This is a genomic window from Dyadobacter beijingensis DSM 21582, from assembly GCF_000382205.1.
GTDB classification, from domain to species: Bacteria; Bacteroidota; Bacteroidia; order Cytophagales; family Spirosomataceae; genus Dyadobacter; species Dyadobacter beijingensis.
Map to the genome: position 1 here is coordinate 196,759 of NZ_KB907792.1, position 14,667 is coordinate 211,425.

Genomic DNA, 14,667 nt, shown 5'->3' on the forward strand with positions numbered 1-14,667 from the left:
AACAATAGCCGCTCTATCCGATGTCGCACATTCGCCAGCAATTCACGCTCTTCTTTACGGCATTACAATTTTACACCCGGCTCCCGGCACCGAAATGGGTGGTGTACAAGCCTGAAAATCTCAGCCTGGCGACGGGCTACCTTCCGTTTGTGGGGTGGATGGTCGGGATGGCAGCTGGCGCGACCTGGCTTTTTGCAGGCTATCTCACAAACCCTTCGATAGCCATTCTCTGCTCGATGATCATTTCGATCTTACTGACCGGTGCTTTTCACGAGGACGGTTTTGCCGATGTGTGCGATGGCTTCGGCGGCGGCTGGACGCGCGAAAAGATCCTCGCAATCATGAAGGATAGCCGGGTAGGGGCGTACGCTTCCGTCGGGCTGATATTGATTTTAGCATTAAAATTCACGCTGCTTCAGTCCATTGGGCTGCAAATTGCAGCAACGGATACTTTTCAAACAGGCATTATCAGCTTGCTGGTGACCGGACATGCATTAAGCAGGCTCATGCCCGTATTTGTCATTTACATGCTCCCCTACGCGCGCGATACCGATAGCAAAGCAAAGCCTGTTGCCGAAAAACCACCTTTTTCGGTATTGGTTACGGCTATCGTTTTCGCCGTCATACCATTGCTGGCCCTGGCCATGAGATGGTCGCAACCATTGCTTTTTGCTGTTATACCCGTTTTGGGAATTATCACCATTTTGTTGGCGCGTTATTTCAAAAAATGGATCGGCGGCTACACGGGCGATTGCCTCGGCGCCATTCAGCAGGTTTGTGAAATTGCATTTTACTTCTTTGTGACCGTATTATGGAAGTTTGCCTGATCCGTCACACCACGCCCATTACCGAGCCTGGACTTATCTACGGGCGCAAGGAATTACTGCTTCATGCCGATTTTTCCAATGAACTGGAAGCAGTAAGGTCGCAACTGCATTTGCATTTTGACAAGGTTTATTCAAGCCCTGCGTTACGCTGTACCGAACTCGCGAAGGCGCTGGATACCGGTTTTGAAACAGATCCCCGTTTGCAGGAACTGGATTTTGGCGAATGGGAGGGCAAAACCTGGGATACGGTGGACCAGCAGGCGTTACAGGCATGGATGGACGACTTCGTACACGTATGTACGCCCGGCGGCGAGAGCATGATGCAGATGCACGCACGCGTGAAAGCATTCTGGCAAGAGCTCATTCGCTCTGAATATCAAAATGTTGCAATTGTGACGCATGCCGGCGTGATCCGGCTCATCCTGTCGATCGTACGGGGGATAGATTTGAAGGAAGTTTTCAATATCAAAGTCGGATACGGCGAGCTGATCCGTATTTCGGGTTCTTTTAATGGGTAACAATTTGTAATTTGGTTATATAAATCAACCCGATCACCGCGCATGAACCAGGAATATCTCGAAAGCGTCAGGAAGCAGTTTGAGTACTATCAAATGCTGGGCGAAAAGACGATCGCGCAGCTCGGCGACGACCAGCTGTTTTGGAAATATAATGAAGAGAGTAACAGCATTGCCAGCATTGTGAAGCATTTGTGGGGCAATATGCTTTCCCGCTGGACCGATTTCCTGACCACCGACGGCGAAAAAGAATGGCGTAACCGCGACGCTGAGTTTGATAACGATATCAACGGTCGAGAAGACCTGCTCGCCAAATGGAACGAAGGCTGGAACTGCCTTTTCCAGGCGCTGGATTCACTTAACGAATCGAATTGGAGTACTGTTATTTACATCCGAAACCAGGGGCATTCGGTGATGGAGGCGATTAACCGGCAGCTGGCGCATTATCCTTATCACGTAGGGCAGATTGTGTTTATCGGAAAAATGGCACTGGACGAGCGATGGTCGTCGCTCTCGATCCCTCGTGGCAAATCACAGAATTACAATGCCGACAAGTTCGCCCAGCCGAAAGCCAGGACGCATTTCACGGATGAATACATTAAAAAATAGGAGATTCTACGCCAGAAAGCGGTAAAGCAGGAAGGCAATGAGTAATACTACAACGCCCGCTGCACCTAAAATGAAGTTTCTGTTGCGATAGAATGGCACGGGTTGCTGCAAGGTATCGTCTTCCGGCAGCATGCTTTTGTGCAAGCGCCCGAGCAACCGGTTTGAAACCGCCGGTTCTATTTCTTCCTTATTTGTAAAGATTTTCCCGGCTTCGGAGGTCATTACCTCATCGAAAACCCATTTGCCGGCCGGCGTTTGCAGGTGACGGAGCAGTTCGTCCTGCTCGTGACCGTTGCATTGGTTCGAGATGTATTTGTAAACGAGATTTCTGATATGAATTTCCTTATCCATGCATCCGCGCTGGTTTTCGGTCAAGGGATTATCAGACTTGCAGCATGGCCTGTTCCTTACCTGCCCGCGTGAGCACCTGGAAAATGTGGCTTTTGCAGATTTTAAGCAGGTAACCTTTCAGGGAGCATTCGTTGTTGAGGCAATCGCGGTTCTCCCACAATTTCAGGAACACGTCGTGTACAGCTTCTTCGGCATGCTCGGTGGATTTCAGGAAGCGTAGTGCAAAGCGGAACAGATAAGCGTGGTAGGTTTCGTAAACCCTTGTAAATGAGGGTATATCTCCATTACGGATGCTTGAAGCGAGGATGTCATCCTGCATAATCGGTTCTTTCATATTTCAGTTTTTGCGGGCTACGTTGGAATTTCAGTTATAAGCAAGTTACTAATAATTTCTACTTTTTGTAACCTACAACGGAATAATTGTGCGGTAATTGCAGGAAAGCCAATAGAATCGTTCTGGAGGTGGCGCAAAAGCCCCCTAACAATGCCGTTTTTACACAGCGTTTGTCCATCCTGCACCCATTAGTTTTGTATCAGTCAATCAGTCAAACAAAAAGATATAAACCAAAGGAAATCATGGAAGCTACATTCGTCAATCCGGACACCAAAAGCAGCGGCAGCAAAGTTGCGTTAGCCGGCAAAATCATCAGTGCATTGTGCGTTCTGTTCCTGCTTTTCGACGCGCTCGGCAAAGTTTTCAAAGAATCGCATCACATGGAAGGCTCCACGGCGCTGGGCTGGCCCGCGGACCAGGTGCAGAGCATCGGCATCGCGTTGCTGATTTCCACCATCATTTACGTTATTCCGCGAACCGCTATACTGGGCGCGATCCTCATTACCGGCTATCTGGGCGGAGCCATCGCCATTATGGTGCGGGTGGGGCAACCGTTGTATTTCGCAGCCATTTTCGGTGTGCTCGTATGGGCGGGCTTGTACCTGCGCGACGAGAAGCTTCGCGAACTCATCCCTTTCAAAAAATAGGCTCGAATTACACTTCATCAGCAATGCAAATGGCCGGAACGGGGATCGTTTCCGGCCATTTTTCTATTGATAATCGATGCTATACGATGCCACCCATCAATGGGTCGGTTTTCGTGACAGCCCCGGTTTCGACGTGACCGGCAAACCGCTCTTCATAGGCGTCGTACCCTTTCACTTTCACGCTGAAATCGTACCACTGGAAGGATTTGCCCAAATCCAGCACGAGCGATGCCTTGCCGCCGACCGCAAAGGCCTTCGTTTTTAGGCCGGTCTTGTAGCTTTTGTCTTCAATCGTCACGTTATGCGCCTTCGAATCGAGGTTTTCGATCGTGACGAGGACATTGCCTGTCGGTTTCGACGATTTTACTTCATATTCGCAGCTTACTTTCAGTTTCGGGTTGCCTGCATTGCCCAAAAACTCGCGGTAGAACCCGTTCGGTCCGTAAACCCGCAGATGGTAAGCATTGTTATCGAAACCTGCGAGCTGCCAGTGGTCGGAAAGCGTGTCGCCGGCGGCTACGCTGTAATCCCATGAGCGTAAAGTTTCGTTTTGATAAGGCTTCATCGCGTATACACGGTAGGGTATGCCGCTCGACTTTGTACCAAAAATGCGGTTACCCGATTGGAATGTCACCTGCAGCGCGTCGCCCGTTTTGCTGAGCTGTGCATGGACGAAAGCTTCGTACGGCAATGCGCAAGCCGGGCGGACGCCTTTTTCCTGAACGGGAAATAGTGCAGATGTAGCCGGATTAGCATTCAATTCAGCAAGCTCCGCGGCGCCCAGCTTTCTGAAATTTTCAGGGGCCTGTTTAAACTGCGCCTGGTGAATGCTTTCGATAAATGGCTTCTGCTGCAGGAAAACCGGCTTCTCGATTTTCTCGCCATTGTAAGGCCGGAACGCCGACGTCAGGTCGCCGCAGATCGTCCGTCGCCAGTTGGTGATATTTTCTTCATACACCTTTTTGTTAAACTTCTTTTCCAAAAAGTTTTCCAGGAATTGCAGGGAAGAGGTATGGTCGAAAACTTCGGAATTGACATAACCACCTCTCGACCAGGGTGATGCGATGATCATCGGCACGCGGTAGCCCAGCCCGATAGACCCTTCGCGAATACTCGCCGGGTTAGCCGAGGGGTTGGTCTGCTGATCTGCCAATGCGAAATCAAGCTTCGGATCGATGCCCGCGGATACTTTTCCCGTGTTCTCTTTATAGGGATTAGGGACGGTAAATGGTGGTAAATGGTCGAAATAACCGTCATTTTCATCATAAGTGACAATGAAAATGGTCTTTTTCCAAACCTCCGGGTTTTGCAGAAGAATCTCCATCGCCTCGCTCACATACCACGGCCCGAACCACGGCTCGCCGGGGTGATCGGAGAAATGCGCGGGGGGCATGAGCCACGAAACCGTCGGCAAAGTCCCATTCTTCACATCCTCCCGGAACTGGTGGAATACGTCGCCTTTCGGAACATTCAATGTGCGTTCTGTACCATTGTCGGCGTACGTGAGGGATGTCAGTTCGTGGAAATGCGGATCGCTGATGTTCGTCGTGAATGCCTTGTCATTCAGCTTCTTATCTTTATCTGTCAGACGTCCCTGTGTTTCCTTGTTAAACTTCGTCTGGGCGGTTTCAATGTTTTTCAGAAGGCGTTTGGCCGCGGCCATTCTGGTAGCGGCGCGGGAATCGGTAGTCGCCTCTTTTTCCAGGTCAGCGATTGTCTGGATCACCGTTTTCCGCTTGTTTTCCAGGTTCGCGATCCCGCCTTCGTGGAATCGGACATTATATGCTTTGAAATACTCCAGCACATTGGTGCCGAAGTTGCTCAGCCACGCGCTTTCTTCGCCTTTCAGGCCGTAACCCATCGTGAGTTCGTTTTGGTAAACCTTCCAGCTGATGCCGTTTTCTTCGAGGCGTTCCGGGTAGGTTTTCCATTCCAGCTCGGGATATTCATAATTGCTTATATTCCACAAATGCGCGAGTCCGGCCGGTTCGTTTTTCTCGCGCACGGTGCCCGTCATCCAGTAATAACGGTTCGGGTGCGTGCCGGTGATGCTCGAACAGAAGTTATGGTCACAAACGGTGAATGCGTCGGCCAGGGAATAGTAAAACGGGAAATCGGAGCGGTCGCAATAGCCCATCGTGAGCGGGATGTGCGCGTATTGTTTATTTCTCGGCGCTTTCACATCCAGCCAGCGGTCATATTTGCCATTGTTCATGGCATCGGTCTGATCCGACCAGCCGTGCGGAATGGAGCCCATCCAGGCCACTTTGGTATCTTTGACATTGAGGCGGAAAGGCCCGTAGGTTTCGCCCGCCTTGTTGGTTTGGAACCATACCTTATTTTTATCGGCGAGGTCGATCGCCCGCGGGTCGTTGAAGCCGCGGACACCCTGCAACATGCCCAGCTGATGGTCGAACGACCGGTTTTCCTGCATCAGGAATACAATGTGCTCGGCGTCGTAGAAGGTACTGCCCGGCGCCGGGTCGATCGCCAGCGCTTTTTGAATAACCGGTGGAAGCGTGTTCGCCATTGCGCCCGTACCTGCGAGCAGGGCGGCTTTTTTAAGAAAATCTCTTCTCGAATCCATTAATGTTGGTGAGTTTAGGACTTCAAAATTATTCCCGTGGGCACTATCGACTGTTACCCGAGGGTTATCATTTGTTCCATGGGACAAAAAAATGCCGCTACCATATTCCGGGCATTGCTGCAAGGTATGATAGCGGCTGTGGCTTGGGACTGGCTAAGCGCCGTCGCCTGGCGGATTATTTCGCAGGTGTGATCACGATATTGCGGTATTCGACCGGGCCGTGGTCGCCCTGGATGTAGAGCGGACCGGCCTCGCCTTCGTTGCTGTCGAGCGCGCCGCCGGTGATGCCTGGGATTTCCTGGTTGCTGATCACCGTTTTGCCGTTCGCAACGAGCGTCAGCATGCGGCCGATCAATGTAATGTCGAACGAATTCCATTCGCCGGCTTCTTTGGCCACCATTTCGCTGGGTGTGATGAAGCCGTAGATAGCGCCCATCTGGTCAAGGGCAGGTTCCATGCCTTTGCCGTCGGTGATTTGTACTTCGTAGCGGCCGCGGAGGTACACGCCGCTGTTGCTGCCTTTCGGAATACGGAATTCAATATGCAGTTTGAAATCGCCGAATTTCTGGTCGGTTACGAGGTTGGCACCTGATTTAGGGCTGCGCAGGATGCCGTTTTCAGCTAACCACTGGTTTTCGCCCGTCGCATGCCAGCCTTTAATTTCGTTGCCGGCCGTCAGTTTGATAGGCGTGCCCCATGCAGGCGTCGCTTTTCCGCGCAATGACGGGGCGCGTACGCCTTTGTAGCTGTACGTTTTTCCATCGGGCGTTGTCAATGAGCCGGTGATCGCGTCGCCGGAAACGGTACCTTCCACTTTCAGGTCGCTGTCGCCGCGTTCCCATTGCGGCGGGATCGCGAAATCGAACTTTCCATCTTTGAAATGCACAACGGAAATAGGCCGAGCGCTGCCGGAAAAGCCGGTAAACTGCCCAACGAGCGTCGCATTGCCCGAGTGGCGCACTTCCAGCCAGGAAGGCAGCACTTTGCCGTTTGCGTCGACGGAAATGTCCCAGCGGCCTTCTAGGGGAGATGCAAGGGGCGCATTGGCTGCATGGGTCGAAAAGGTAGCCATCAGCAGGGTGCCCGCTGCGAGCATCAAGCGCCGGGAAGCCCGGTACAGGTTGGTTTGGAATATTGTCTTCATAAATTTTTTAGGTAATTAAAGGTCGGGAAAGTTAGAGATAAAAATCAATTGTTGCTTGGGAGATCGGGAGCTATTCGGCTCAAAGTTTCAATTGGCACATCGACCTTCCACCGATTGGATCAGTTATTGCAGCGATTTTGTCGTGAAATTTAAGGTGTTGGAAGATTATGTTCGAATCAAAAAAGGAAGGCTATGAAACGTATTGCGCAGATTACGGATATTCATTTAATGGAAGAATGGTCGGCCAAAAACGGCGCCGATACGGATACCAATTTGAAACTGATTTTGCAGGACGTGGGCGCGCGAGGTATCAGGGATGTGATTTTCACGGGCGACATCGGCCATTCCGACGCGTATGAACGATTTTTTGCATTGCTGAAAGGCTTCCGCTTCACTGTCATTCCCGGTAACCACGACAAGTTCGTCGATATCAAACCCCACTATCATCCTTCCTACCTCAGTACGAAAACTGAAATGTACCATTCGGAAGAAGATGCGCATTTCAAATACATCTTCCTGGATTCCTCTTCCGACTCCATCGGCGATGTGCAGTTGCAATGGCTGGCACATGAGCTCGTTACGACGAAGAGAGTGCTGCTATTTGTCCATCATCCTGTTTTGCAAGTCTTTACGGCGGTAGATTTTAGATATCCGCTGCTGAATCGCGAAGCGGTGAAGGAAGTGCTCGTTCGCAGCGACCGTGAGATCGTCGTTTTCAGCGGCCATTATCACACCGATGATTTTACCAAAGAAGAAAATATCATGCAATACGTAACGCCCGCCTCCTCGGTGCAAATGGAAAAGAACCCGTCGGAAATCGTCATCCACGCCCGCTACTACGGCTACCGCATCATCGAGCTCGATGGCCGAACGGTGCGGACGGAAGTGGTGCTGAATCATGGAAGCGGCTTTGATGTGGTCAAATAGAAAACATCAAATGGCTGGCGCGATTTACCCAATGCCTGGTGACGCATTTTCGGGAAACTTATCCAACGGTTTTGCTGCCGGTTACTAACAACAAATTGCATTAATGCATTGACATGTAGGTAATTTGTCGGCAGATAAACTTAAAATCTATTCACCATGAAACTTGTTTACCTGGCCGTCGCGACGGCCGTATGGTCTGTTTGTGCATTTAACAAGCAGCCTGAAAATTCCCGAGCGGTAGTTCGCGATTTGTCTTCGGACGTTGTGGATGAGCAGTCGGTCGCTTCGAGTGATGATGTGGTTAAAAGAGGGGAATACCTGGTCACCATTATGGGTTGTGCGGATTGCCACGCGCCCAAGAAACTGACGCCGCAGGGCCCGGCGCCGGATATGGACCGGTTCCTGTCGGGATACAATGCCAGCCAGCCGTTGGGTACATTCGATAAAAGTATCCTCAAAACCGGCGAATGGGTTGTGTTTAATGGACAGAGTACCGCATTTGCCGGCCCGTGGGGCATCTCTTTTGCCGCGAACCTGACGCCCGATGAGACGGGGATCGGGACGTGGACGTTCGAGCAGTTCAACACGGCCATGCGCAAAGGCAAGTTCAAAGGCCTCGAAAACAGCCGGCCGCTGCTGCCGCCAATGCCGTGGTTCAACTACGTAAATCTTGCGGACGGTGATATGCGCGCCATTTTTGCCTATTTGAAATCCATCAAACCGGTATCGAATGTCGTGCCGTCGCACATTCCGCCGGCGCCGTGATCCATTCAGGATTGCCTGACGGTCAGCACTTTTAAAATCGACTCTTCTTTGAGATAGAGATTTTTCTCGCGGGTCTGGTCCGACATGTATGCGGCCAGGTCCGCGTCCGACCCGAAACTAACCAAATGTACTTCATAGGGCGCTTCCAGCTCGCCTTCGATCAACTGCTCCGGGCCCAAACGCAGCCTCAGGAGCAGTTTTCCGTTATATCGAGGAATCAACGGCAGCACCAGCGACTCGAATTGCTGGAAAATTTCCTCCTTACCTTCTTTGACATACACAAACTGCGTGACCGTAACCATAGGAATCCATTGTTTTGGTCGCCAATCTCGAAAAGATTTTGCATTTACTGCAACTTTCATTTTCGAAATATTCTCATTGTAACAAATTGATGGCCATCAAGATATTGGAATGAAATGAGTGGGAAAGTCTTTCCCATTGAGCAGGTTTTGTGTCGTTTGTTCACATATTTCCACCCTTAGATAGCCATGAAAATCAAGAGAATCCGAACCCTTTTACTTGTGCCGGCATTTTGCCTGGCCGCTCTTCTGCCGCTTTCGGCACAGTCGTACGTCGAGACCGATAAAGGTTACTGGCAGGTCCACACCGATCCGAATTCCCGGAACACCGTCGTGCAGTTTTTTGACGGAAGTAACCATTTGCTGTATCAGGAGTCGATGCCGCGTAAGTATATCAAGCTCACCAAACGGAATGTGCGGCTGTTCGATGAGCTGTTAGGCAAGCTGATGGCGCGCGAATTGTTGTCCGAAAAAGTAAAAGCCTATGATCTGGTGGCCGACAGCCGTACCGATTTCAGAAGTGTGGCGGTGCCGGAATCGCATTTGCCGGCGTCGGAAGTGAATCTGAAAACGGCGATGTCGAACGTGTATGTCGTGCAGAACGGAAAAATGAAGGTCATTCTCAAAAACCCGACGCAGGAAGCTTACGATATCCGCATTATCGATACCGATCTGCGCACCATTTATTACGAAAAAACCAGTGATCCGACGTATGGGCGGTGGTTCGACATGTCGAAACTGGCGCAGGGAGCATACAATGTCCACATCAGCAGCCCGAGGAGGAAATTGAACTACAAGCTGGTCGTTGATGATTACCTCGGTTATCGTATCGAAAACTTAAAATAACTTTTTAACAGCCAGGTTTCCGATTTGTGTAAATAACCTCCGAGTTTTCGGAGGTTATTTTTTGTGTGCGCAGTGTGATCATTATTGTGATGCGTTGAATATGAATATAATTACAGTTATGTAGTATGTCGTATAGGAACCAGCGTCATATTATTTGGAAGGTGCTGAAAATAGGAAAAAGACCGGTTCTTAGCGCGATGAATAAATAGTTATGAAAATGCATTTGGCTTGAATAGAAGTGATTTATATTGGTTTAGCGATGGCAGGTTACTTTTGATCTTTTGTCGTGACGTGAACCCCTTCTCTCTAAAATTATATATGTAAGATGTTTATTTTCAGTATTTTAATTTACGCGCTTATCGTATTTTTCCTGATTAGATTTATCCGTTTTTGTGTGAGGTAATCCAAATGGAATGTAGAATGATTTATGGCCTTCAATACTTTTTAGTTTGAAATACTTTACTTTTTAGTTTTAGCTAAATGTAGGTTTGTGAACGGGCTATTGTCTCACTTTTTTAATCCACGATTTGCTGTGTAAGGATTAAAACCGGTGTTATCCCTTCTTCTTGCGCGAGCGCATCGTGTTATCTGGCATTATGCGCTCGCCTGCTGTGTGTACGACTTCTTGAAAAGTCCGGCCAATTCCGCGTCGGGTGAAAACGTATGTAATTTTTCAGTAACCGCGCGCGAAAACTGTTGTTTAAATGTAGATTTTTAATTTACTTTGAATTGCAAAGTACTTTATATCTGACGAATAAAAACGGTAACGATGAAATGGTTTGTGCAAGAAGGTTCCATTGTGCGGGAGATTTGGGGGAAGGCGGATACGATCCTGTTTATTTTTGCGGGGGCTTCGGCCGAATTTGCATTGAACAAGTCGGTCGACTGGCTGTACTTTACCGGGAAATTACCGGCTGATCCACTTGGCAGGCTGTTTTCGACCGTTTCTTATGCGCGACGGATCGTTTTCTCGGAATATGACGATGCCATGCGTGCCATTCACCAGATCGCGGCTATACACGCGGGGGTCGAGCGCAGCCGCCATGCACGCATACCTGACAGCGCGTATCGCGACGTGCTTTTCATGCTCATCGACTATTCGATCCGCTCCTACGAACTGCTCGAACGTACCCTCACCCGCGCTGAAAAGGAAGAAGCTTTTGCCGTGTTCCAGGCCGTTGGCGAGGGAATGGGCATAGCCGGGCTACCTGTCAGCCTGCGTGAGTTTGAGCGGATGCGCGCGGAACATTTGCAGGAAAATCTGCACAAAAGCGATTTTACCGTCGACTTGTACAGGCAATACCGGAAACATCTGGGCTGGTACCGCTATTTTTTGCTTCGGCAAGTGCAAACCCGCCTCGTTCCCGAACGCGTGAATGCATTGCTCGGGCTTGGTAGCGCCTGGCTGGTGGATGCGTTGCTGCCGTTTTACAAATTCGCCGGTATGCTGGGTTTCGGGATGTTTTTACGCGATGCCCTTTTGCCTGAAAACTACAAGACACAGGTGACCGAGCTCGATGTAGTGGAGCAATAATCACCGGAAATCCCGCGATGACGGAAATATTTCCGCTTGCAGGTTTCTGCGCTGAGTTTTCCGGGCCTTGGCCAGCGAGTCATATTCATCCTTTTCATCTGCCCGCGACAAGGTGAGTACGTCCGGCTCCTGTGCCTGGGTGGGTCCGAGTTTCCGCAGCAGTCCCGACATGTTGAAACACCGGCTCACTACTACGTGGATCACCTTGCCTTCCTTCTGAACCTTCCCCTCGACCATCAAGAGCTTCGATCGCAGCACCTCTTTACGATACGTATCGAACAGGTTCTGGAAAACGACGAGGTTCGCCGTGCCGGTTTCGTCTTCCACGGTAATGAAACAAATGCCGCTGGCCGTGCCCGGGCGCTGCCGAACGAGCACCAGCCCCGCTACTTTCACCATTTTTCCGTCGGGAATATGTTCCAGATCGCAGCTTCGGGCCACATCCAGCACATTCAGCTGTCCGCGGACAAAGCTCACGGGATGCGCTTTCAACGACAGGGATGTGGAAGCATAATCGTGAATAACGTGCTCAGAAAGCGTCATTTGCGGCAATTCTACACCGGGTTCGGAATCGCTTGCGGGGGCCAATCCTTCGAAAAGGCCGGTGGGCCTGTCGGCCAATGCGGAGGCTTCCCAAAATGCCTGCCGCCGGTCGAAGCCGATGGAGCGGAACGCATCGGCGTCGGCCAATTTTTCCAGTGCGGAAGCGGAAATACCGGCTTCGAGCAGTTGGTGAATGTGGGTAAAAGGCTGTGTGCGTGCGTCGATCAGCAGCTGCATTTCCTCTTCCCTTAATCCTTTGATTTGCCTGAATCCCAGCCGCAGCGCGCATTGTTCGTCCGGGATGTTTTCAAGCGTATTGTCCCAAAAAGAATGGTTAATATCGATTTCCCGCACTTTAACCTTGTGATTCCGTGCATCGATCACGATCTGCGCAGGACGGTAGAAACCCATTGGCTGGCTGTTGAGCAGTGCAGCGGCAAAAACATCGGGGTGGTAGCATTTAATATAGGAGGAAACATACACCAGCAAGGCAAAGCTGGCGGCATGGCTTTCGGGGAAACCGTAACTTCCGAAACCTTCGAGCTGCTTGAAAATACGCTCCGAAAAATCCTTGTCGTAGCCCTTTCTGATCATCCCGCTCACGAGTTTATCCCTCAATTTTGACACAACACCTTTGGCCTTGAAAGTGGCCATACTCCGTCGCAACTCGTCGGCTTCGGTAGGCGTGAAGTCGGCGGCTACAATAGCAATATTCATAGCTTGTTCCTGAAACAAGGGAACGCCCTTTGTCTTTTCCAGGATTTTTCGAAGTTCCTCACTTGGATATTCTTCGGCTTCCGAGCCGTCCCTTCGCCTTAAATACGGATGTACCATATCCCCCTGAATGGGTCCCGGCCGCACGATGGCAACTTCAATTACAAGATCATAAAACTTCCTCGGTTTGAGCCTGGGCAGCATGGATTGCTGCGCCCGGCTTTCAATCTGAAAAACCCCGATCGTATCCGCCTCGCAGATCATATCGTATACTTTGCTATCTTCCGGCGGAACGGTCGCAAGATTATAATCGATGTTATAATGCTTTCTGAGCAGGTCAAATGCCTTGCGTATGCAGGTAAGCATACCGAGCGCGAGGATATCTATTTTGAGGAAACCCAATGTATCGATGTCATCCTTATTCCACTCGATGCAGGTCCGGTTCTCCATTCGGGCATTCAGTATCGGGCAGAGATCCGATAGCTTGCCCTGGGTGATCACAAAACCGCCCGTATGCTGGCCCAGCTGGCGCGGAAAGCCTATGTATTGCCTTGTAAGGTCCAGGATTTTGAGCAAATGAGGGTCCTTGGGGTTAAAACCATGATCGGAAATGATCTTCCCATCGAACCACTCGTCTGTAAACTCCCATAGCGAGCCCGAAAGGCGGTTGATGGCGTCCATCGACATGCCCATGGCCTTCGCCACATCGCGTACGGCGCCTTTCTGGTGCACCTGTGTCACCGTCGCGACAATGCCCGCCCGGTCGCGGCCGTACTTGTTATAGATGTATTGCATCACCTCTTCGCGCCGTTCGTGCTCGAAATCCACGTCGATATCAGGTGGTTCGTTGCGGGAAGAGGAAATGAAGCGTTCAAAAAGAAGATCGATTTTCAGCGGATCGACGGCGGTAATGCCGAGGCTGTAACAAATGACCGAATTGGCAGCCGAACCGCGTCCTTGGCAAAGTATATTCTGCGACCTTGCAAACCTGACAATGTCGTGAACCGTCAAGAAATAGGGGGCATAATCCATTTCCTGCACGAAAGTCAGCTCGTACTCGATGGCTTCTTCCACCTGCTCGGGGATGCATTCGCCAAACCGCTCGGCTGCTCCCTGCCATGTCAGTATCTCCAATTCCCGCAATGGCGTCCGTCCTTCGGTGGTCAGTTCCTCCGGGTACACATATTTCAAACTGCTCAATGAAAACTGGCAGGCATCGACGATTTCCTGGGTGCAGGCAATGGCTTCCAGGTATCTGGAAAATAGCCGCTGCATTTCAGCGGCGGGTTTCAGGTAGCGTTCGGCGTTTTCGTGCAGGCGGTAACCGGCATTGTAAATGGTGCATTTCTCACGAACGCAGGTAAGTACGTCCTGCAACTCGCGCCGTTGGAGATTGTGGTAGTGCACATCATTGGTAGCCACCAGCGGAATATCCAGCTTTTTCGAGAGCTGGTCCAGCCGGTAAAGCTTCTTCATATCGTCGCCCTGGTAGGATCGTACAGCGCTCAGGTAGAGGTTTGTGCCCAATTTTTCGCGGTATTCTTTCAGGTTTTGGGCAAATGAAGGGTCAAAATCGAATGCTTCGTTCAACGCAGCCGGGGCTACGGCTATGAATTTGATTCCCCCGGCATGGCGGTACACATCGGCTTTGTAGAGGTCGCATTTGCCTTTTTCGGTCCGTAAATTTCCTTCGGTGAGCAGAGATGAGAGCCGGCTGTAAGCCTCCCGGTCGGTCGGGTAGGCGAGCAGGCTGGGGCCATCGAGCAGGTCGAGGCGGCAGGCGGGGATAATTTTGAAATCCGTGTTTTTCGTGGCTGCGTGGGCACGTACGATACCTGCGAGCGTATTCCGATCGGTAATGGCAATGGCCTTGTAACCCAGTGCAATGGCCTGGCCAACCAGTTCTTCGGGGTGCGATCCGCCCCGGAGAAAGCTGAAATTGGTCGTGACCTGTAACTCCGTATAATTCATGTTGATGAAGTGTAATTTGCTTTCTGACAAAGCTTGTTTCCCCCAAGCGTTGAT

General features: G+C 50.7%; 14 protein-coding genes. 8 read left to right on the top strand and 6 right to left on the bottom strand.

From position 1 onward, the window contains the following. Positions 1-20: 20 nt before the first annotated feature. The 3 genes from H144_RS0129170 to H144_RS0129180 are packed head-to-tail and all read left to right on the top strand — an operon-like array spanning position 21 to position 1,951. On the top strand, positions 21-827 hold the full coding sequence (locus tag H144_RS0129170; protein ID WP_019945673.1) for an adenosylcobinamide-GDP ribazoletransferase: 807 nt from the start codon (positions 21-23) through the stop codon (positions 825-827). Further along, positions 812-1,345, top strand: coding sequence for an alpha-ribazole phosphatase (cobC, locus tag H144_RS0129175; protein WP_019945674.1), 534 nt, complete (start codon positions 812-814; stop codon positions 1,343-1,345). Before H144_RS0129170 ends, cobC begins: the two co-directional genes overlap by 16 nt. Positions 1,346-1,387: 42 nt before the next feature. Beyond that, the gene (locus tag H144_RS0129180) at positions 1,388-1,951 is read left to right on the top strand and encodes a DUF1572 domain-containing protein (RefSeq protein WP_019945675.1); all 564 of its coding nucleotides are present in this window, start codon (positions 1,388-1,390) and stop codon (positions 1,949-1,951) included. A 6-nt stretch (positions 1,952-1,957) separates the two neighbouring features. Here H144_RS0129180 and H144_RS0129185 read toward each other — a convergent pair whose 3' ends face one another. Together H144_RS0129185 and H144_RS0129190 are read right to left on the bottom strand one after the other, a co-directional pair. Continuing rightward, positions 1,958-2,302 carry a hypothetical protein gene (locus tag H144_RS0129185; protein ID WP_019945676.1) on the bottom strand — a complete coding sequence of 115 codons (345 nt, stop codon included), beginning with the start codon at positions 2,300-2,302 and terminating at the stop codon, positions 1,958-1,960. A 31-nt stretch (positions 2,303-2,333) separates the two neighbouring features. Continuing rightward, complete coding sequence (locus H144_RS0129190; protein WP_019945677.1) at positions 2,334-2,636, bottom strand: RNA polymerase sigma factor; 303 nt, start codon at positions 2,634-2,636, stop codon at positions 2,334-2,336. Between the two features lie 242 nt (positions 2,637-2,878). Here H144_RS0129190 and H144_RS0129195 point away from each other — a divergent pair, with 242 nt between their 5' ends. After that, positions 2,879-3,283, top strand: a complete 405-nt coding sequence (locus tag H144_RS0129195; RefSeq protein WP_019945678.1) for a DoxX family protein — start codon at positions 2,879-2,881, stop codon at positions 3,281-3,283. Between the two features lie 79 nt (positions 3,284-3,362). On the opposite strand, the gene H144_RS0129200 is transcribed toward H144_RS0129195, so the two are convergent. Further along, positions 3,363-5,870, bottom strand: a complete 2,508-nt coding sequence (locus H144_RS0129200; RefSeq protein ID WP_019945679.1) for a phosphocholine-specific phospholipase C — start codon at positions 5,868-5,870, stop codon at positions 3,363-3,365. A gap of 175 nt (positions 5,871-6,045) precedes the next feature. Further along, positions 6,046-7,014, bottom strand: a complete 969-nt coding sequence (locus H144_RS0129210; protein WP_019945681.1) for a 3-keto-disaccharide hydrolase — start codon at positions 7,012-7,014, stop codon at positions 6,046-6,048. A gap of 192 nt (positions 7,015-7,206) precedes the next feature. Between H144_RS0129210 and H144_RS0129215 the strand changes: the two genes are divergently transcribed. Together H144_RS0129215 and H144_RS0129220 are read left to right on the top strand one after the other, a co-directional pair. Further along, complete coding sequence (locus H144_RS0129215) at positions 7,207-7,941, top strand: metallophosphoesterase family protein (RefSeq protein ID WP_019945682.1); 735 nt, start codon at positions 7,207-7,209, stop codon at positions 7,939-7,941. A gap of 156 nt (positions 7,942-8,097) precedes the next feature. After that, entirely contained in the window at positions 8,098-8,706 is a 609-nt protein-coding gene (locus H144_RS0129220; protein ID WP_019945683.1) for a c-type cytochrome, read from the top strand. 5 nt (positions 8,707-8,711) lie between these two features. Here the strand turns inward: H144_RS0129220 and H144_RS0129225 are convergent, their stop codons facing one another. Further along, positions 8,712-9,008, bottom strand: coding sequence for a hypothetical protein (locus H144_RS0129225; protein WP_019945684.1), 297 nt, complete (start codon positions 9,006-9,008; stop codon positions 8,712-8,714). Positions 9,009-9,194: 186 nt separating this feature from the next. Here H144_RS0129225 and H144_RS0129230 point away from each other — a divergent pair, with 186 nt between their 5' ends. Together H144_RS0129230 and H144_RS0129235 are read left to right on the top strand one after the other, a co-directional pair. Beyond that, complete coding sequence (locus H144_RS0129230; RefSeq protein WP_019945685.1) at positions 9,195-9,851, top strand: T9SS type A sorting domain-containing protein; 657 nt, start codon at positions 9,195-9,197, stop codon at positions 9,849-9,851. A 769-nt stretch (positions 9,852-10,620) separates the two neighbouring features. Further along, on the top strand, positions 10,621-11,385 hold the full coding sequence (locus tag H144_RS0129235) for an oxygenase MpaB family protein (protein WP_019945686.1): 765 nt from the start codon (positions 10,621-10,623) through the stop codon (positions 11,383-11,385). Here the strand turns inward: H144_RS0129235 and H144_RS0129240 are convergent, their stop codons facing one another. After that, entirely contained in the window at positions 11,386-14,613 is a 3,228-nt protein-coding gene (locus tag H144_RS0129240) for an error-prone DNA polymerase (RefSeq protein WP_019945687.1), read from the bottom strand. Between the last annotated feature and the right edge of the window lie 54 nt (positions 14,614-14,667).